At 63.5% G+C, this 17,231-nt stretch carries 20 protein-coding genes; 12 read left to right on the forward strand and 8 right to left on the reverse strand.

All coding sequences use genetic code 11. The features are described from left to right. Positions 1–33: 33 nt before the first annotated feature. Together ACN9MU_RS03345 and ACN9MU_RS03350 are read right to left on the reverse strand one after the other, a co-directional pair. Positions 34–1,722, reverse strand: coding sequence for a long-chain-fatty-acid--CoA ligase (locus ACN9MU_RS03345; protein WP_426344158.1), 1,689 nt, complete (start codon positions 1,720–1,722; stop codon positions 34–36). After that, a complete protein-coding gene (locus ACN9MU_RS03350) occupies positions 1,719–2,219 on the reverse strand; it encodes a winged helix-turn-helix transcriptional regulator (RefSeq protein ID WP_426167488.1) in 501 nt (166 codons plus the stop codon). The genes ACN9MU_RS03345 and ACN9MU_RS03350 overlap by 4 nt, the downstream gene beginning before the upstream one ends. A gap of 182 nt (positions 2,220–2,401) precedes the next feature. Here ACN9MU_RS03350 and aqpZ point away from each other — a divergent pair, with 182 nt between their 5' ends. Continuing rightward, positions 2,402–3,091 carry an aquaporin Z gene (aqpZ, locus tag ACN9MU_RS03355; RefSeq protein WP_426344159.1) on the forward strand — a complete coding sequence of 230 codons (690 nt, stop codon included), beginning with the start codon at positions 2,402–2,404 and terminating at the stop codon, positions 3,089–3,091. A 47-nt stretch (positions 3,092–3,138) separates the two neighbouring features. Further along, complete coding sequence (locus tag ACN9MU_RS03360; RefSeq protein ID WP_426344160.1) at positions 3,139–3,471, forward strand: cupin domain-containing protein; 333 nt, start codon at positions 3,139–3,141, stop codon at positions 3,469–3,471. Here ACN9MU_RS03360 and ACN9MU_RS03365 read toward each other — a convergent pair. The 6 genes from ACN9MU_RS03365 to ACN9MU_RS03390 all read right to left on the reverse strand — a co-directional run bounded on the left by ACN9MU_RS03365 (position 3,452) and on the right by ACN9MU_RS03390 (position 7,640). Further along, positions 3,452–4,720, reverse strand: a complete 1,269-nt coding sequence (locus ACN9MU_RS03365; RefSeq protein ID WP_426344161.1) for a GAF domain-containing sensor histidine kinase — start codon at positions 4,718–4,720, stop codon at positions 3,452–3,454. The two genes, ACN9MU_RS03360 and ACN9MU_RS03365, sit on opposite strands and share 20 nt — an antisense overlap. A gap of 53 nt (positions 4,721–4,773) precedes the next feature. After that, positions 4,774–5,802: an NAD(P)H-dependent glycerol-3-phosphate dehydrogenase gene (locus ACN9MU_RS03370; RefSeq protein ID WP_426172105.1), complete on the reverse strand. Its 1,029-nt coding sequence runs from the start codon at positions 5,800–5,802 to the stop codon at positions 4,774–4,776. Between the two features lie 5 nt (positions 5,803–5,807). After that, on the reverse strand, positions 5,808–6,254 hold the full coding sequence (locus ACN9MU_RS03375; protein WP_426320511.1) for an SH3 domain-containing protein: 447 nt from the start codon (positions 6,252–6,254) through the stop codon (positions 5,808–5,810). An 85-nt stretch (positions 6,255–6,339) separates the two neighbouring features. Then, positions 6,340–6,831, reverse strand: coding sequence for a protein-export chaperone SecB (secB, locus tag ACN9MU_RS03380; protein WP_426167498.1), 492 nt, complete (start codon positions 6,829–6,831; stop codon positions 6,340–6,342). Positions 6,832–6,970: 139 nt separating this feature from the next. Then, positions 6,971–7,231, reverse strand: a complete 261-nt coding sequence (gene grxC / locus ACN9MU_RS03385; protein WP_057265991.1) for a glutaredoxin 3 — start codon at positions 7,229–7,231, stop codon at positions 6,971–6,973. A 10-nt stretch (positions 7,232–7,241) separates the two neighbouring features. Further along, positions 7,242–7,640, reverse strand: coding sequence for a rhodanese-like domain-containing protein (locus ACN9MU_RS03390; protein WP_426167501.1), 399 nt, complete (start codon positions 7,638–7,640; stop codon positions 7,242–7,244). 103 nt (positions 7,641–7,743) lie between these two features. Between ACN9MU_RS03390 and gpmA the strand changes: the two genes are divergently transcribed. Genes gpmA through gspK form a run of 10 tightly spaced genes read left to right on the forward strand, consistent with a single transcriptional unit; the run spans position 7,744 to position 17,229 of the window. Then, positions 7,744–8,490 (forward strand): 2,3-diphosphoglycerate-dependent phosphoglycerate mutase, encoded by a 747-nt coding sequence (gene gpmA, locus ACN9MU_RS03395; RefSeq protein WP_426167503.1) that lies wholly within the window; start codon positions 7,744–7,746, stop codon positions 8,488–8,490. Between the two features lie 44 nt (positions 8,491–8,534). Beyond that, a complete protein-coding gene (locus tag ACN9MU_RS03400; protein WP_426344162.1) occupies positions 8,535–9,962 on the forward strand; it encodes a murein hydrolase activator EnvC family protein in 1,428 nt (475 codons plus the stop codon). A 16-nt stretch (positions 9,963–9,978) separates the two neighbouring features. Beyond that, on the forward strand, positions 9,979–11,385 hold the full coding sequence (locus tag ACN9MU_RS03405; protein WP_426344163.1) for a S41 family peptidase: 1,407 nt from the start codon (positions 9,979–9,981) through the stop codon (positions 11,383–11,385). Then, on the forward strand, positions 11,386–12,138 hold the full coding sequence (locus ACN9MU_RS03410; RefSeq protein WP_426167507.1) for a HesA/MoeB/ThiF family protein: 753 nt from the start codon (positions 11,386–11,388) through the stop codon (positions 12,136–12,138). Positions 12,139–12,153: 15 nt separating this feature from the next. After that, positions 12,154–14,280 carry an amidohydrolase family protein gene (locus tag ACN9MU_RS03415; RefSeq protein ID WP_426167509.1) on the forward strand — a complete coding sequence of 709 codons (2,127 nt, stop codon included), beginning with the start codon at positions 12,154–12,156 and terminating at the stop codon, positions 14,278–14,280. 37 nt (positions 14,281–14,317) lie between these two features. Further along, on the forward strand, positions 14,318–14,752 hold the full coding sequence (gene gspG / locus ACN9MU_RS03420) for a type II secretion system major pseudopilin GspG (RefSeq protein WP_426167511.1): 435 nt from the start codon (positions 14,318–14,320) through the stop codon (positions 14,750–14,752). Further along, positions 14,724–15,218 carry a GspH/FimT family pseudopilin gene (locus ACN9MU_RS03425; protein WP_426344865.1) on the forward strand — a complete coding sequence of 165 codons (495 nt, stop codon included), beginning with the start codon at positions 14,724–14,726 and terminating at the stop codon, positions 15,216–15,218. Before gspG ends, ACN9MU_RS03425 begins: the two co-directional genes overlap by 29 nt. A gap of 3 nt (positions 15,219–15,221) precedes the next feature. Further along, positions 15,222–15,584 (forward strand): type II secretion system minor pseudopilin GspI, encoded by a 363-nt coding sequence (gene gspI / locus ACN9MU_RS03430; RefSeq protein ID WP_426167513.1) that lies wholly within the window; start codon positions 15,222–15,224, stop codon positions 15,582–15,584. Beyond that, a complete protein-coding gene (locus ACN9MU_RS03435; protein ID WP_426167515.1) occupies positions 15,581–16,252 on the forward strand; it encodes a PulJ/GspJ family protein in 672 nt (223 codons plus the stop codon). Before gspI ends, ACN9MU_RS03435 begins: the two co-directional genes overlap by 4 nt. After that, entirely contained in the window at positions 16,249–17,229 is a 981-nt protein-coding gene (gene gspK / locus ACN9MU_RS03440) for a type II secretion system minor pseudopilin GspK (protein ID WP_426167517.1), read from the forward strand. The genes ACN9MU_RS03435 and gspK overlap by 4 nt, the downstream gene beginning before the upstream one ends. The last annotated feature ends 2 nt before the right edge of the window (positions 17,230–17,231 follow it).

Below are 17,231 nucleotides of genomic sequence, written 5' to 3' on the forward strand. Positions count from 1 at the left end.
GTTCGGGGGCAGTACAGGGAATGCAGCAAAAACTTACGCCGCGACCTTTTCGTCGCGCAGCTCGCGGCGCAGGATCTTGCCCACATTGGTCTTGGGCAGGGCGTCGCGGAACTCGATGTATTTCGGTTTTTTGTAAGCGGTCAACTGCTGTTTGCAGTAGTCCATCAGCTGTTCGCTGGTGAGCGATTGGTGTTTGCGCACCACGAACAGCTTGACGGCTTCGCCCGAACCGGCGTCGGGTACGCCGATGCAGGCGCATTCGAGCACCAGCGGGTGGGCGGCCACCACGCCTTCCACTTCATTGGGGTAAACGTTGAAGCCGGAGACCAGGATCATGTCCTTCTTGCGGTCCACAATGCGGACATAGCCCTGTTCATCCATGATGCCGATGTCGCCCGACTTGAAGTAGCCGGACGCCGTCATGACCTTGGCGGTTTCGTCCGGACGCTTCCAGTAGCCGGCCATCACCTGCGGGCCGCGGATGGCGATTTCGCCGGCCTGGCCGAAGGGCAGGGGATTGCCGTCGTCGTCGACGATCGCCACTTCGGTCGACGGCACCGGCAGGCCGATGGTGCCGCTGAAGCCGTTCTGGTCGGGACGGCACAGCGTGGCCGTCGGCGAGGTCTCCGACAGGCCGTAGCCTTCCAGGATCGGGCTGCCGGTCGCGGCCAGCCAGCGTTCGCTGACCACCTGCTGCACCGCCATGCCGCCGCCCAGGGTGATGCGCAGGCCGGAAAAGTCGACCTTCGCCAGCTCGGGCTGGTTCAGCAAGGCGTTGAACAGGGTGTTCACGCCGGGGAAGAAATTGACGCGGTACTTGGCCAGTTCCTTGACGAAGCCCGCCATGTCGCGCGGATTGGGCACCAGCAGGTTCATCGCGCCCCAGCGCGCGCCCATCAGCATGCAGGCGTTCAGCGCCAGGATGTGGTACAGCGGCAGCGCACATACCGTCACCACCTGTTCGCCCTTGGCTTGATTGAGCAGGGCCGGCCCGGCCCACGCATCGTTCTGCAGCATGTTGGCGATCACGTTGCGGTGGGTCAGGGTGGCGCCCTTGGACAGGCCCGTGGTGCCGCCCGTGTATTGGAGGAAGGCGATGTCGTCGTGGCCCAGCTGCATCGGGCGCAGGGCTTCGCGTGCGCCCTGGCGCAAGGCTCTACGGAACGGCACGGCGCCCGGCAGATCAAAGAGCGGCACCATCTTCTTCAACGTGTGCACCACGAAGTTGACCAGCATGCCCTTGGCAAAGCCCAGCATGTCGCCCATGCTGGCCACCACCACGTGCTTGACGCTGGTGCGCGGCAGCACCTTTTCCAGCGTGGTGGCGAAGTTTTCGAGGATGAAGATGGCTTCGGCGCCGGAATCGGTCAGCTGGTGCTCCAGCTCACGCGCCGTGTACAGCGGATTGACGTTCACCACGGTGCAGCCGGCGCGCAGGACGGCCGCCACTGCGACCGGATATTGCAGCACATTGGGCATCATCACTGCGACGCGGGCGCCCTTGGCCAGTCCGCGCTGCTGCAGCCATGCGGCCAGGTTGCGCGAGTGCTCGTCCCACTCGCGGTAGCTCATGACGCTGTCCATGCAGGCGTAGGCCTTGCGCGCGGCGAACTTGCCGAAGGACTCCTCCAGCAGGTGCGGCAGGGAGCGGTACAGGTCGGGATCGATGGAGGCCGGAATGCCATCGGGGTAGGACTTGAGCCAGACTTTATCGGTATTCATTGTTTGCTTGTCTCCTCTCTCATGCGCATCAAAGCGTGCGTCTTGTCATCGGCGCCGGGGCCGGCCACCGTATCGATCTGCGCCGGCGCCAGGTCGCGCCCGTCGGCGGCGCGGATGCCCACGCCGGCCACGGGCAGCCCGGTTTCGCGCTCCACCAGCGTCATGCGCGGCCCGTCCGGATGCGGCGCCCATTGCTCGCCCCACACGGTCATCGCGGCCAGGATGGGATAGAGCGAGTGGCCCTTGGGCGTCAGGCGGTAATGGACGATGCGGGCGTCCTCGTCGCTGGGCTGGCGCAGCAGGATGCCGTTCTCCACCAGCTTGCCCAGGCGGCGGGCCAGGATATTGGTGCTGATGCCGAGGTGGCGCTGGAAATCCTGGAAGCGGCTCATGCCGCAGAAAGCGTTGCGCAAAATGACAAAGGTCCACCATTCGCCGACCTGCTCCAGGGTCTGGGCGATGGGGCAGTTCATCTCGGCGAACGAACCTTTGCTCATTGGCTTCCATTTTGGTAGTAAATATATAACATTTACTCTATTGAAACCGCTTGTGTAACACAAGCGAATTTTCTAGAACGGTCGCTCTATTTTTCTGCGGTGCAACATGTCGCACCGTTGTCATTTCCGCCATTTATAGTTAATCTGTTTGCAAAATTACCAATCGTCAACGGAGGCGTGACATGCAAAAACTGGGTGCGGAATTCTTCGGTACGTTCTGGCTAGTCCTGGGCGGTTGCGGCAGTGCGGTGCTGGCGGCGGCATTTCCCGGGGTGGGGATCGGCTTGCACGGGGTGTCGCTGGCCTTCGGCCTGACGGTGCTGACCATGGCCTTTGCCATCGGCCACATTTCGGGCTGTCATTTGAACCCGGCGGTATCGGTCGGCCTGTGGCTGGGCGGCCGCTTCCCGGCCAAGGATTTGCCGGGCTATATCGTGGCGCAGGTGCTGGGCGGCATTGCTGCGGGCGGCGTGCTCTACCTGATCGCCAGCGGCAAGGCAGGTTTTGACGTGGCCGCCGGCTTCGCCTCCAACGGCTATGGCGAGCATTCGCCGGGCGGCTACAGCCTGATGGCGGCCCTGGTCACGGAAGTAGTGATGACGGCCTTCTTCCTGGTGGTCATCCTGGGGGCAACCGACAAGCGCGCACCGGCTGGCTTTGCGCCGATCGCCATCGGCCTGTGCCTGACCCTGATCCACCTGATCTCGATCCCGGTCACCAACACCTCGGTCAACCCGGCGCGCAGCACCGGCGTCGCGCTGTATGTCGGCGGCTGGGCGGTGGCGCAACTGTGGCTGTTCTGGGTGGCGCCGATCATCGGCGCCGGCGTCGGCGCAGGCATCTACCGCTTCATTGGCGACGAACAGAAATAAGTGCGGCGGCGCCAACTGCTATCATTGGGACAATCCAGGGAGGGTATATGGCGCTACCGCATGCATCATCCGGGCAAGTGGTCCGGATTGGCCGCGAGGCCGGTGAAAGCTTGTCGCAGTTTTCTTCCATCGCACTGGCCAAGACGGAGCAGCTGGAATTGATCCGCATGACCGTGCCGGCCGGCCGTGCGGTACCGGAGCATGCGGTCAAGGGCCAGATCACGCTGCAATGCCTGGAAGGCGAGGTGGCGTTCGATGCGCATGGCCGCACCGCCATCCTGCGCGGCGGGGAAATGCTCTACCTGCAAGGTGGCGCGCCGCACGCCCTGCGCGCCAACACCGATGCGCTGCTGCTGTTGACTATTGTGCTGCAGGATTGAGCGGCAGGCGGAAGGTGAACCGGACGCCGTCGCCCGGCGTGCTGTCGAGGCGTACGCTGCCCTTCAGGATCGCTTGCACGGCGTTCAGCACGATCGTCAGGCCCAGCCCGCGCGCCCCCTCGCCGACCCGCGTCGTGTAGAACGGTTCGAACACGCGCGGCAACGCATCGGCGGCGATGCCGCAGCCATTATCCGTATACACCAGCTCCACGTCGCTGCCCTGGCGCGTAGCGGCAATGTGCACGCAGCGTCCCTCGCGGCCGGCAAAGGCATGGCGCGCCGAATTGTCCAGCAAGGCAACCAGGACCTGTTCGATATGGCCTGGGTAGCTGTCCATTTCCAGGCCGGCAGGAATATCCACCGTCAGGCTGATCGCTTCGCGTCGCAGCAAGGGCGCGGTGGCGCTGGCGACGTGGGCCACCATTTCGTCGAGGTCGAAGCGGCGCCGCGGCTGCCCCTCCTGGTCCACTGCGATCTGCTTGATGCTGGCCAGCAGGTTGCCGGCACGCGTGCTATTGCGTTCGATCGTGTCGCAGGCTTGCCGCCCTTCGTCGAGCATGCGCCGCAAATTCGATTGCGACAGGGAGCGGGCTTCGGCCTGCTGCAAAATATCGTCCAGCCGCGCGGCCAGCGAGGACGAGCCCAGCACGATATTGCCGAGCGGCGTGTTCAGCTCATGTGCGATGCCGCCGACCAAGCGGCCGATGGTGGCCAGCTTGGCAGTGGCCACCATCTGTTCCAGCAGCGCGGCATCGCGCAGCGCCTGTTCGCGCCGTTCATAGACTTGGCGCAGGTCGCGTTCGACCAGGCCGCGGAATTGCTCCAGCAGTGCGCGCTGGGTATCGTCGTAGGGATTCCTCTTCCGGTCCAGCACGCAGATGGTGCCGAACACGTGGTCGTTAGGCCAGACCAGGGGCAGGCCGAGGTAGGAAACCATGCCGAGCTTGATGTCGGGATTGGCGCACCAGGCGTCGTCCTGCAAGGCATCCGGCACCAGGAGTTCGCCTCGCCGCGCCATCACGGTCTCGCAATACAGGCCGGTATTCAGCGGCGCCAGTTCATGTTCTTCGTAGGGATTGCCGGGCGAATGGCTGGACAGGAATACCTGGATGCTGGGCGGCTGCACACGCATGATCAGGGCGGCCGGCACGTGCAGCAGGCGGGCCAGCAAGTCCAGGACTTGCTGCCACTTGTCCGCCATCGTCGTGTCGATCTCGAGCGTTTCGGCCAGGTTCGCGGAACTGATCATCGTCGCCTCCACTGAAGGGATGCGCCGATTATAGGATGGCGAGCGCGACGATGCTACTTAACTGGCGGCACCTGGTTTTCCGAGCGCGGGTCGCGCGCCAGCAAGCCTTGCACCAGGTCGGCCGGTTGCAAGCCGTCGAACAGCACGCTGGCGACGGCGTTTGTAATCGGCATCTCCACGCCGAGGCGGCGCGCCAGTTCGCGCACCGCTTTCGCGCAGGGCACGCCTTCGGCCACATGGCCCAGCTCCTTGACCACGGTTTCCAGTGACTTGCCCTGCGCCAGCCCCAGGCCGACGCGGCGGTTGCGTGACAGGTCGCCGGTGCAGGTCAGGATCAGGTCGCCCATGCCGGTCAAGCCCATGAAGGTTTCGACTTGCCCACCCAGGGCGGTGCCGAGGCGGGTAATCTCGGCCAGGCCGCGCGTGATCAGCGCGGCGCGGGCGTTCAGGCCCAGGCCCATGCCGTCGGCCACGCCGGTCGCGATGGCCAGGACGTTCTTCACGGCGCCGCCCACTTCCACGCCGACAATGTCGTCGCTCGAGTAGACGCGCATGGTGCCGCCGTGCACGGCGCCTACCACCAGCTCGCACAGGGCGGCATCGCTGGAGGCAATGGTCAGGGCGCAAGGCAGGCCCTTGGCCACTTCCTGCGCGAACGAAGGGCCGGACAGTGCGCCAGCCGGCACGCTATCGCCCAGTACTTCACGCACGATCTGGTGCGGCAGCATGCCGGTGTCGTATTCAAAGCCTTTGCACAGCCAGACGATGTTCGGAATCTGCCTGCCTTTCAGTGCTTGCAGCAAGGGGCGCAGGCCGGCAACCGGGCAGGCGGCAATCAGCAAGCCATCCTGGCCCGCATGGGCCACGGCGGCATCGAAATCCGAGCTCACCTGCAGCGCAGGCGGGAAGGGGAAGCCTTTCAGGTAATGGCTATTGTCGCGGGCGGCGGCCATCTCGGCCATCGCGGCGGCATCGCGGCCCCACAGCACCACTTCGTGGCGCGCGGCAACAGCGATGGCGACGGCGGTGCCCCAGGCGCCGGCGCCCAGCACGCTGATCTTGCGTTTGCCTTCTTGCAGCATCTTGCTCAATTACCCCAAATATCGTTGCTGCGCACATAGCCGACCAGGCCGTCGCGGTGCTTCACCTTGGTCCAGCCGTTGGCGGCCGGTTCAGCCAGTTCCAGCAGCACGCCCTTGTCGGCGATGAACACCACAGGCGAGGTATCGTCGGCCGCGCCGCGTACCCTGGTGTTGGCTGCGCGGACGATCACGTTGCGCTGCTTGATGCTCAAGCCCTTGGCTTCGGTCCAGGCCAGGTCGCCGGCCATATCGCGCACCTTGACCCACTCGCCATAGGTCAGCACGACTTCCAGCGGGGCGCCGGAGGGGACGATGTACTGCTTGGCCGCCCGGGTCGAGGGGGCGCCGTACAGCACGGCAGGATTGGCGCCGACCGACCGGTAGTCGATAGCCTGGGCGCTGGCGCAAGCCAGCAGCGATGCGGCGATGGCGACAATTCGGCGTAAATTCATCAATTAATACCTTAAAAATGCGCAAAGGCCCACTGGGGCCTTTGCATGCGGGGGAACCGTGGTTCCCCATGATAGCGCAGAAGTATTACTGTACGGTGGCAGAGCCTTCGACCGGGGTGGCGCCAGCTTCAGCAGCTTGCTGCTGGGCGATGGCTGCCAGGCGCTGCTGGTAGAACACTTCAAAGTTGATTTCCGCCAGGTGGATCGGAGGGAAGCCGGCGCGGGTGATCATGTCGGCGATGTTCGAACGCAGGTACGGGTACACGATGTTCGGGCAGCCGATGCCCAGCAGTGGGTCCAGCTGTTCAGCTGGAATGTTGCGGGCTTCGAAGATACCGGCCTGTTTGCCTTCAACCAGGAAAGCGACTTTGTCCTTGATCTTGGCAGTCACGGTCACGGTCACGGTGGACTCGAAGATGCCGTCAGACAGCGGCTCAGCGCCAACGTCCAGCGCCACTTCGATCGAAGGGGCTTCCTGTTCCAGGAAGATAGCTGGGGAATTAGGCTGTTCCAGCGACATGTCTTTCAGGTAGACGCGTTGGATTTGGAATACAGGTTGCAGGTTTTCTTCAGACATGGAACGCTTTCGTATCAGTTATATAGTTAATGCTTGTCCAGGCCACGGGGGTAAGCCAAAGTCAAACGCGACGGCAATTGTAGCAAAACTAGTTTATTTTCCAACGTTTCGCCCGCTTGTCCGTTGTATTTGGGGCCGTTTAACCTTTTAACAAGGGGTCGAGGCCGCCAGCCTGGTCCAAAGCGTACAAATCGTCAAAACCGCCAACGTGGGTATCGCCGATATAGATCTGCGGCACCGTGCGGCGGCCCGTCTTTTCCATCATCAGCTGGCGCTGGGCCGGGTCGAGGTCGACGCGGATCTTGTTGATGGCGGTGACACCCTTGCTTTCCAGCAAACGTTCGGCGCGCACGCAATACGGGCACACCAGGGTGCTGTACATGGTAACGTTGGCAGTCATGGCAACTCCTTTACTTTGTCAGCGGCAGGTTTTGCGACTTCCAGGCATCAATCCCGCCTTCCATCACGACAACGTCGGAGAAACCGGATTTTTCCAGCATGCGGGCGGCGCTGAAGGCGCTGATCCCTTTATCGCATACCACCACCAGGGTCTTGTCCTTGAACTTCTTCAGTTCGTCCATGCGGTTGCCCAGTTCGGCCAGCGGGATGTGTTTGGAATCGATGATACGGCTTTCGGCCTTGTCCTTGGCGCGCACATCGAGAATGCCGGCTTTGCCGCGGTTGATCAGCAGGGTGACTTCGGCCGGCGAGGCTTTTTTACCGCGCTGGGTCAGGACCGGGAACAGCAGGGCGCCGCCGGACAAGAGGACGATGGCGATCAGAAAAATATTGTCGATGATGAATTTCACGGTAATCCAATGGTTGAACTTAATCCGAGCATTATAAAATAGATGCTTGTTCGTGGCTTCGGCGGCGATTTTCACCCATTTCCAACTCTATTGTTATAGCTATATGTACAAAATCGTATTCATGCGTCACGGCGAGTCCACCTGGAACCTGGAAAATCGCTTCACCGGCTGGACCGATGTGGACCTGACCGAAAAAGGCGTCAACGAAGCCAAATCTGCCGGCAAAATCCTCAAAGATGCCGGCTTCTCCTTCGACCTGTGCTATACCTCCGTACTCAAGCGCGCCATCCGCACCCTGTGGCTGACCCTGGACGAGATGGATGAAATGTACGTGCCGATCAAGCATGACTGGCGCCTGAACGAGCGTCATTACGGCGCCCTGCAAGGCCTGGACAAGGGCGAAACCGCCGCCAAGTTCGGCGACGCGCAGGTGCTGGTATGGCGCCGCAGCTACGACATCCCGCCGCCAGCGCTGGAAGCCGGCGACGACCGCACTTCCTTCAACGACCCGCGCTATGCCGGTTTGCCAAAGGATGCCATCCCGCTGACCGAGTGCCTGAAAGATACTGTGGCGCGCGTGATGCCGGCCTGGGACGATGAAATCGCCCCAGCCATCAAGGCCGGCAAGCAGATCCTGATTTCGGCCCACGGCAACAGCCTGCGCGCCCTGATCAAGATGCTCGATGGCATCAGCGACGAGGCCATCGTCGGCCTCAACATCCCGAACGGCCAGCCCCTGGTGTACGAACTGGATGCCGACCTGAAGCCGATCAAGCACTACTACCTGGGCGACCCCGCTGCCATCGCTGCCGCCCAGGCTGCCGTGGCCAACCAGGGCAAGGCCAAGTAATCCCCGTGGCGTTGCATCCGACTCGCCCGGGTCGCGTCTGGAATTTGCGTGGCGTTGCGCTGGCCTTGCTGCTGGCGCTGGGCGCCGTGCATGGCGCCGACGCCGCCAAGGCGCCCAAGCCGACCGAACGCAGCAAGCAAAAGGCTGCCGCCGAGACGGAGCGGGCGGCGCTGGCGCGCAAGCTGGCCAACCTGAAGGCGGAAATCGGCAAGACCGAAAGCGCCAAGGAAGACGCGGCCGACACGCTGGCCGAGTCGGAGGAAGCCATTTCCGACGCCAATCGCACCCTGCGCGACTTGGCGGCGGAGCAATCCCAGATCAATAGCAAGGTGGCCGAACTGGCCGCCGAGCAGCTGCGCCTGTCCGCCACGGTGGCGGCGCAGAAGCAGCAACTGGCCAAGCTGCTGCGCGAGCAGTACGTGGCCGGCAATGAAGACCGCATCAAGCTGCTGCTCTCGGGCGACAATCCCAACCGCATCAACCGCGAACTGCAACTGATGGCTTATGTGTCGCAGTCGCAGGCACGCCTGCTCGATTCGCTGCGCGCCAACCTGAAAAAGGTCGAAGAAAACCAGGCCGAGGCGCAAAACGCCAAGCAGGAACTGGACGAAATCGCCGAGGAAGAAAAGCAGCAGAAAGCGAAATTGGAACAGGAGAAGGGCCGTCGCGCCGCTGCCCTGGCCAGCCTGTCCAAGAAGCTGGTCGCCCAGCGCAAGGAAGCTGGCCGCATGGAACAGGACGCCCAGCGCCTGGATGCCCTGGTCGATAAACTGAACAAGCTGATCGAAGAACAGGCGCGCATCGCCGCCGCTGAAAAGGCACGCCAGGAAAAGCTGGCCGCCGAACGGGCCGCCAAGGCCAAGGCGGAAGCGGAAGCGCGTGCGCTGGCCCGCGCCAAGGCGCAGGCCGAGCGCGAACGCCTGGCGCAGGAAGCGAAAAAGGCCGGCAAGCCGGTGCCGAAACCGCCGCCGGTCGAGGACGAACCGAAGGTCGCCGCCAAGCCGGAGCCTTCCGAGCAGCGCGACGAGAAGTCGCCGCGTCCATCCGAGGTGGCACTGGCGCCAGTGGTGCCGGACGGCGTGTTCGCCAGGTTGAAGGGCGAGCTGCCGGCGCCGGTCGCCGGCAAGGTGGACAAGCGCTTCGGCAGCAAGAACGCCGACGGCGTGGCCTGGAAAGGCATGGTGGTGAAGGCCGCCGCCGGCGCCGAAGTGCGCGCCGTGGCGGCGGGCCGCGTGGTGTACGCAACCTCGCTGCGCGGCTACGGCAATTTCATTATCATCGACCACGGCGGTCAATACTGGAGCGGCTACGGCTACAACGAGTCTGTGCTGAAACGCGCCGGCGACGTGGTGAAAGCAGGCGAGGTGATCGCCACCGTTGGAAATACCGGCGGTTACGAAGAATCGGGTTTATACTTTGAAATGCGCCACCAGGGCAAGCCGATAGATCCGGCCGGGTGGGTCAAGTTCTAGCGGCGGAAAGCAATCAATGGGCAACAAAACGAAGAGTCTGGGCCTGGTCGGCCTTGGTATGGTGGCTGGCATCGCCGTCTCGATGCAGTTTTCCGCCCTTGCGCAAAAGGCTTCCACGCCCTTGCCGCTGGAAGAACTGCGCACCCTGTCCGAAGTTTTCAGCCTGATCAAATCCGACTACGTCGAACAGGTCGACGACAAGAAGCTGCTGCAGGACGCCATCGCCGGCATGGTTTCCTCGCTCGATCCGCATTCCACCTATCTCGATAAGGCCGCATTCAAGGAAATGCGCGAATCCATCCACGGCAAGTTTGTCGGCATCGGCATCGAAGTCGGGGTGGAGGACGGCTGCATCAAGGTGGTGGCGCCGATCGAGGATTCGCCGGCCTGGCGCGCCGGCATCAAGGCGGGCGACCTGATTACGCGCCTCGATAACGAACCGCTGAAAGGCCTGCCGCTGGACGACGCCATCAAGAAGATGCGCGGCGAACCGCGCACCAAGGTGGTGCTGACGGTGGCGCGCAAGGATGAAGACAAGCCGCTGCTGATCCCCATCGTACGCGAGGAGATCCGCGTGCAGAGCGTCAAGGTGAAGATGGTGGAGCCGGACTATGCCTGGCTGCGCATCTCGCAATTCCAGGAGCCGACGGTGGAAGACATGGCGAAGAAACTCGGCGCCCTGTATGCCAGGAATCCGAACATCAAGGGCCTGGTGCTGGACCTGCGCAACGACCCGGGCGGCGTGGTGCAGGGCGCGGTCGGCGTGTCGGCCGCCTTCCTGCCGAAGGATGCGCTGGTGGTGTCCACCGACGGCCAGTTGGCCGATTCCAAGCAGGCTTTCCACGCCACTTCCGAGAATTATGCCACCCGCAGCGGCGGCGATCCGCTGGCCAAGCTGCCAGCCGCGCTGAAGACGGTGCCGATGGTGGTGCTGGTCAACGGCGGCTCCGCCTCCGCTTCCGAAATCGTCGCCGGCGCCCTGCAGGATTACAAGCGCGCCATCGTGATGGGCAGCCAGACCTTCGGCAAAGGCTCGGTGCAGACGCTGCGCCAGATCACCGCCGATTCGGCCGTCAAGCTGACTACGGCGCGCTACTTCACGCCGAACGGCCGCGGCATCCAGGCCAAGGGCATCGTGCCGGACGTGCTGGTCGATGAAACGGCGGAAGGCGACGCCATCAACAGCCTGCGCCTGCGCGAAGCCGACCTGCAGAAGCACTTGGCCAACGGCGACGGCGAAGAAGACAAGGAAGGCCGGATCCGCCGCGACGAACTGGAAGAAGAACAGCGCCTGCTGGCCGCTGCGAAAAAGCAGAAGCCTTTCGAGTTCGGCGGCAAGGACGACTTCCAGCTGGAACAGGCGCTGCGCCACTTCAAGGGCTTGCCGGTCAAGACATCCAGGCCTGAGCTGGCTGCCAAGTAAATGAACGACCAGCAGCTGCTGCGTTATTCGCGCCATATCCTCCTCGATGAAATCGGCATCGAGGGGCAGCAGGCGATGTTGCAGGGCAGGGCGCTGGTGATCGGCGCGGGCGGCCTCGGCTCGCCGGCTTCGCTCTACCTGGCCTCGGCCGGCATCGGCCAGCTGACCATCGTCGACCATGACAGCGTCGACCTGACCAACCTGCAGCGCCAGATCGCCCACACCACCGAGCGTGTCGGCCAGCCCAAGGCCGAATCGGCGCGCGCCACGCTGAATGCCATCAACCCCGAATGCCAGGTGAACGCCCTGGTCGAACGCGTCGACGACGCGCGCCTGGCGGCGCTGGTGGCGCAGCACGACGTGGTGCTCGATTGCACCGACAATTTCAAGACCCGCCATGCCGTCAACCGCGCCTGCGTGGCGCATCGCGTGCCGCTGGTGTCGGGCGCCGTGATCCGCTTCGATGGCCAGGTCAGCGTGTTCGATACGCGGGTGGCGGGGCCTTGCTACTCCTGCCTGTTCCCGCAAGACCAGCCGTTCGAGGACGTGGCCTGCTCCACCATGGGCGTGTTCGCGCCGCTGGTGGGCGTGGTCGGCGCCATGCAGGCTGCCGAAGCGCTCAAGCTGGTGATGGGCATTGGCGAGTCGCTCTCAGGCCGCCTGTTGCTGCTGGATGGATTGCGCATGGAGTGGAACAGCATTAGCATCACCCGCAACGAGGCCTGTCCTGTGTGCGGGACACAACATCAATAAACAGGAGATCCATCAATGAAGCGAGTTTCCGCCGTCCTGGCGCTGGCGATTGCAAGCGCGTTCAGCGCACAGGCAGCCGTCACGCAAACCACGCGCTACGTCATCATTTCCGAGAACAACGGCAAGCAGATGGGCGAGCAGGTGGTGGAAAACCACGACGACGGCCTGACCAAGGTTCGCTACATTTACAAGGACAACGGCCGCGGCCCCGAACTGACGGAGGAATTCCGCCTGGCGCCGGACGGCACCATGTCGCAATACCACGTCAAGGGCAATTCGACCTTTGGCGCCGTGGTGGACGAGGTCTTCGAACGAAACGGCGACAAGGCGCAGTGGAAGTCCACCACCGAACAGGGCGCGAAGGATGTGCGCGGCCCGGCCGTCTATGTAGCGCTGAACGGCAGCTTCGAAGTCGATTCGCGTGCAATCGCCGCGCTGGCCAGGACGCCGGATGGCACCATCCCGCTGCTGCCATCGGGCACCCTGAAGCAGGTCGTGCTCGATGAAGTGCAGGTTGCCGGTCCCAAGGGCCAGTCGCAGCAGGTGCAGCTGGTGGCACAGACCGGCCTTGGCCTGAGCCCCAAATTCCTGTGGATCACCAAGGGCGCCAATCCTTCCCTGTTCGCCGTCATCGAGCCTGGCACCTATGTGTTCGCCATCGAAGGCTGGCAGGACAACGGCAAGGTCCTGGCCGAGCGCCAGAAAAGCGCCGAAGCAAACATGCTGAAAGACCTGGCGGCCAAGCTGCAGCACCCGCTGCAAGGCCTGACCGTGGTGAAGAACGCCCGCATCTTCGACAGCAACAAGGCCACCGTCGGCGCGCCGTCCGACGTGTACGTGCTGCGCGGACGCATCGCCGCCATCATGCCGGCCGGCTCGCCGGTGCGCGGCGCCGTCAATGAGATCGATGCCGCCGGCCGCATCATGCTGCCAGGCCTGTTCGACATGCACGGCCACATCGGCCGCTGGGAAGGCGCGCTGCACGTGGCCGCCGGCGTAACCACGCTGCGCGACATGGGCAACGACAACGCCCAGCTGCAGATGATGATCGACGAGACTTCCGACGGCAAGCTGCTGGCGCCGCAGATCGTGCCGGCCGGCTTCCTGGAAGGTGAAAGCCCGTATTCGTCCAATGGCGGCTTCGTGGTGAAAACGCTGGAGCAGTCCAAGCGCGCCATCGACTGGTACGCCGAGCATGGCTATCCGCAGCTCAAGATCTACAACTCCTTCCCGAAAGAGATCCTGAAGGACACCGTGGCTTACGCCCACTCGCGCGGCATGCGCGTCTCCGGCCACGTGCCGGCCGGCCTGCGCGCCCAGCAGGCGCTGGACGCCGGCTACGACGAGCTGCAGCACATCAACCAGGTCATGCTGAACTTCCTGTTCAAGCCGGGCGTGGAAACGCGCAGCCTGGAACGCTTCTACCTGCCGGCTGAAAAAGTGGCCGGCCTGGACTTCAATTCGAAGGAAGTGAAGGACTTTGTCGCGACCCTGAAGAAAAAGCAGATCGTGATCGACCCGACCCTGGCGACCTTCGCTTTCCTGAAGCAGAAGGATGGCGACGTCAACGAGCCATGGGCGGCAGTGGAAGGCAATATGCCGCCCGACGTGGCGCGCGGCTTCCACGTCGGCACCATGAAGATCCCTGATGCCGCCACCCAGGCGCGCTACGAGAAGTCTTTCGCCAAGATGGTGCAATTCGTCGGCACCCTGCACAAGGCCGGCGTGCCGATCGTGGCTGGCACCGACGACCTGGCAGGCTTCACCCTGCATTCGGAACTGGCCCTATTGGTGAAAGCCGGCCTGACCCCGGCCGAAGCGATCCAGATCGCGACCCGCAACGGCGCCCGCTACACCCGCACCAGCGCCGACCGCGGCAGCATCGAAACCGGCAAGCTGGCCGACCTGGTGCTGGTCGACGGCGACCCGACCAGGAATATCGAAGACTTGCGCAAGGTATCCGCCGTCATCACGCGCGGCCAGGTGATCTATCCTAAGGAAGTGGACGAGGCGCTCGGCATCAAGCCTTTCGTCCGAGATTTGCCGGGGTTGCAGCCGTTGGAAGCTGTACCTGCCAATATAGCGGGTTCGAACGACGGCCTGTTGCGCCGCGCTGGCGCAATTGGCCGCAAGCACGATTGAATCACTTATACTGCCAGTTTAATTTCTAATGAATCTTATGCAAAAACCAAGCAAACGCCGCTCCGGCGGCTTCACGCTGATCGAAATCATGGTTGTCGTTGTGATCATGGGCGTGCTGGCGGCACTGGTGCTGCCTAAGGTGCTGGACCGCGTGGGCCAGTCCAAGACTGCCGCCGCCAAGGTCGAAATCTCCACCATCATGCAGGCGCTGAAGATGTACAAGCTGGATAACCAGCGCTACCCGACTACCGAGCAGGGCCTGCAGGCCCTGATGGCCAAGCCGACCGCCGGCCCTGCCGCCAATGGCTGGAAAGCGCCGTACCTGGAAAAAATGCCGAAGGACCCTTGGGGCAATCCGTACCAGTTCCTGTCCCCGGGCGTAAAAGGTGAAATCGATGTGTTCTCCTATGGCGCCGACGGCCAGCCAGGCGGCAGCGGCGACGATGCAGATATCGGTTCCTGGGAAATCTAAGCGTTCGGCAGCGAACTCGGCGGGGTTCACGCTGATCGAGCTGCTGGTGGTGCTGGTCATCATCGGCATCACGCTCGGCCTGACCGTGATGAATGTCGCGCCGTCCCAGGCGCAAGCCATGCAAAAGGAAGCGCAGCGCATCGCGCTCCTGATGCAGCTGGCGCGCGACGAAGCCATCGTGCGCAACCGGCCGATCGCCTTCGAAGCGGGGCAGGACAGTTACCGCTTCCTGGTGCGTAACGACAAGACCTGGGAAACGCTGCCGCAGGACGACCTGCTGCGCGAACGCCCATTCCAGTTCACCCCGATCACGCTGCTGCTGGACCCGCCGACCAATGTGCCCGGCACCATGCGCATCGTCTTTGGCCGCGAACCGGTAGACCGCCCATTCACGCTGACCATGGCCAGCGGCGATTTGCGCGCCATCATCCGTGCCGACGGCGTCGGCCATTTCACGGTGGACTGAAGAATGCGGCAAAAAGGCTTTACCCTGCTGGAAGTGCTGGTGGCGCTGCTGATCGTCTGCACCGCGCTGGGCGCCGCCTTGCGCGCCATGGGCAGCCTGACCCAGAACAGCGAAGGACTGCGCACCAACATGATGGCCATCTGGTCGGCGGAAAACCGCATGGTGCAGGTGCGCCTGGCCAAGGTATGGCCGGCGCCAGGGAAAACCACCTTCGAGTGTCCGCAAGCCGATTTCAATTTCATTTGTGAAGAAGTGGTGTTCACGCTGCCGAATCCGCGTATGCGCCGCATCGAAGTGAGCGTCTATGAAGCCAGCGCGCCGGAACGGCGCATCACGTCGTTGAACCAACTGGTGCTGCAGGAATGAAGAACGCGCGCGGCTTTACCCTGATCGAACTGCTGGTGGCGATCACCGTGCTGGCCATTGTCGCCGTGCTGGGATGGCGCGGGCTCGATGGCATTGTGCGCTCGCGCGAACAGCTCACGCAGAACATGGAGCAGACACGCGGCACCCAACTCACCTTCGCCCAGATGCAAAGCGACCTGGAACAGATTGCCGACAAGCCCCTGCTGCGCGAGCGCCAGAATCTGCTGGCCGAGAGCAACCGCCTGGTCTTCGTGCGCACCGTGATGGTGGAGAATGCCGCTTCGCAGCTGCAGGTGGTCAGCTACACCATCCGCGAGGGCTTGCTGTCGCGCACCGAGTCGCGCGGCGCGCGCGACCTGATCGAGCTGGACGCCCTGTGGAAGGCCGCGCTGGAACAATCGGGGCCGCAGTCGCCGGTCGGCCTGCAAAGCGGCGTCGCCAGCATGGAATTCCGGGTATGGGAGGGCGGCGGCTGGCGCCAGCCGAACAATTCCACGGCTTCGCCTGCCGATGGCGTGAAATGCGCCGATCCCGACCCGAACAAGTGCAAGGACATCAACCCGAGGGCCGGGCCAAAGGCCGAAGGCCCGACGGGGCTTGAAATCTCGCTGCAGATCCAGGGCCAGCCGGCGCCCCTGGTCAAGGTTTTCCAGCTGGGGTCCGTATGAAACGACGCTTCCAGTCCCGCCAGCGCGGCGTAGCTGTTGTTACGGCGCTACTGTTAACCACCCTGGCCGTGACGATCGTGGCCAGCCTGTTCTGGCAGCAGCAGGTGCAGGTGCGCTCGATCGAGAACCAGCGCCTGCATTCCCAGACGCGCTGGATCGTGCGTTCCGGCCTTGATCTGGCGAGGCTTATCCTGCGCCAGGACATGCTCGATAGCCGTACCATGACGCGCGCCGACGGCCTGTGGGCCACGCCGCTGGCGGAAACCCGGCTCGACGACTTCGTCAAGCGAGAAAAGATCGAGGGCGAAACTTTCGACGCGACCATTTCCGGACAGAATTACGACGCACAATCGCGCTACAATCTTGCGAATCTGGCCAGCACGACTGGCGCCGGCGGCATTAACAAGAAACAGGTGGCGGTATTTGCGCGGCTGCTGCAAGTCCTGCAGCTTGACCCTGCGCTGGCCAAGGTGGTGGCGACCCAGGTGGCGCGCAGCGAGGGCGCCGGCCTGCTGCAGCAGCCACCCGGCGGCACGCCGACGCCGGACGTCGAGGCTGTAGCGCCGGGCAGCGGGCAGCCGATGAAGATGCTGCGGGCCGAGGATTTGCTGTCGGTGTCGGGATTTGACCAGAAAGCCATCGACAGGCTGCGCGATTTTGTCGTCGTCCTGCCGGCGGCGACGCCGATCAACGTCAACACGGCGCCGGCGGAAGTGCTGGCGGCTCTGATCAACGGTTCGGTGTCGGAGGGGCAGAACCTGGTGGTGGCGCGCAAGCGCGCTCCCTTCCTCAACGTCAGCAACTTCAAGCAGAACGCCGGCAAGGCGCCGCTGCTGCAGGACAGCGACATGGACTGCCGCAGCGACTACTTCCTGGTGATGAGCCGGGTGAAGCTGGATCGGGCGGAGCTGGTGTCGTGGTCGTTGATCCATCGCGACCAGAACGGCACCCAGGTGGTGTGGATACGGGAAATTTAAGG

The sequence above is a fragment of the Pseudoduganella sp. R-32 genome (assembly GCF_049913245.1).
Taxonomy (GTDB): Bacteria; Pseudomonadota; Gammaproteobacteria; order Burkholderiales; family Burkholderiaceae_D; genus Rugamonas.

Coding starts and splice junctions, on each gene's coding strand:
- ACN9MU_RS03345 (WP_426344158.1), bottom strand. CDS start 1,722: ATGAATACCGATAAAGTCTGGCTCAAGTCCTACCCCGATGGCATTCCG.
- ACN9MU_RS03360 (WP_426344160.1), top strand. CDS start 3,139: ATGGCGCTACCGCATGCATCATCCGGGCAAGTGGTCCGGATTGGCCGC.
- gspI (WP_426167513.1), top strand. CDS start 15,222: ATGCGGCAAAAAGGCTTTACCCTGCTGGAAGTGCTGGTGGCGCTGCTG.
- gspK (WP_426167517.1), top strand. CDS start 16,249: ATGAAACGACGCTTCCAGTCCCGCCAGCGCGGCGTAGCTGTTGTTACG.
- ACN9MU_RS03410 (WP_426167507.1), top strand. CDS start 11,386: ATGAACGACCAGCAGCTGCTGCGTTATTCGCGCCATATCCTCCTCGAT.
- gpmA (WP_426167503.1), top strand. CDS start 7,744: ATGTACAAAATCGTATTCATGCGTCACGGCGAGTCCACCTGGAACCTG.
- ACN9MU_RS03435 (WP_426167515.1), top strand. CDS start 15,581: ATGAAGAACGCGCGCGGCTTTACCCTGATCGAACTGCTGGTGGCGATC.
- ACN9MU_RS03415 (WP_426167509.1), top strand. CDS start 12,154: ATGAAGCGAGTTTCCGCCGTCCTGGCGCTGGCGATTGCAAGCGCGTTC.
- grxC (WP_057265991.1), bottom strand. CDS start 7,231: ATGACTGCCAACGTTACCATGTACAGCACCCTGGTGTGCCCGTATTGC.
- ACN9MU_RS03365 (WP_426344161.1), bottom strand. CDS start 4,720: ATGATCAGTTCCGCGAACCTGGCCGAAACGCTCGAGATCGACACGACG.
- gspG (WP_426167511.1), top strand. CDS start 14,318: ATGCAAAAACCAAGCAAACGCCGCTCCGGCGGCTTCACGCTGATCGAA.
- ACN9MU_RS03350 (WP_426167488.1), bottom strand. CDS start 2,219: ATGAGCAAAGGTTCGTTCGCCGAGATGAACTGCCCCATCGCCCAGACC.
- ACN9MU_RS03405 (WP_426344163.1), top strand. CDS start 9,979: ATGGGCAACAAAACGAAGAGTCTGGGCCTGGTCGGCCTTGGTATGGTG.
- ACN9MU_RS03375 (WP_426320511.1), bottom strand. CDS start 6,254: ATGAATTTACGCCGAATTGTCGCCATCGCCGCATCGCTGCTGGCTTGC.
- ACN9MU_RS03370 (WP_426172105.1), bottom strand. CDS start 5,802: ATGCTGCAAGAAGGCAAACGCAAGATCAGCGTGCTGGGCGCCGGCGCC.
- aqpZ (WP_426344159.1), top strand. CDS start 2,402: ATGCAAAAACTGGGTGCGGAATTCTTCGGTACGTTCTGGCTAGTCCTG.
- ACN9MU_RS03425 (WP_426344865.1), top strand. CDS start 14,724: ATGCAGATATCGGTTCCTGGGAAATCTAAGCGTTCGGCAGCGAACTCG.
- secB (WP_426167498.1), bottom strand. CDS start 6,831: ATGTCTGAAGAAAACCTGCAACCTGTATTCCAAATCCAACGCGTCTAC.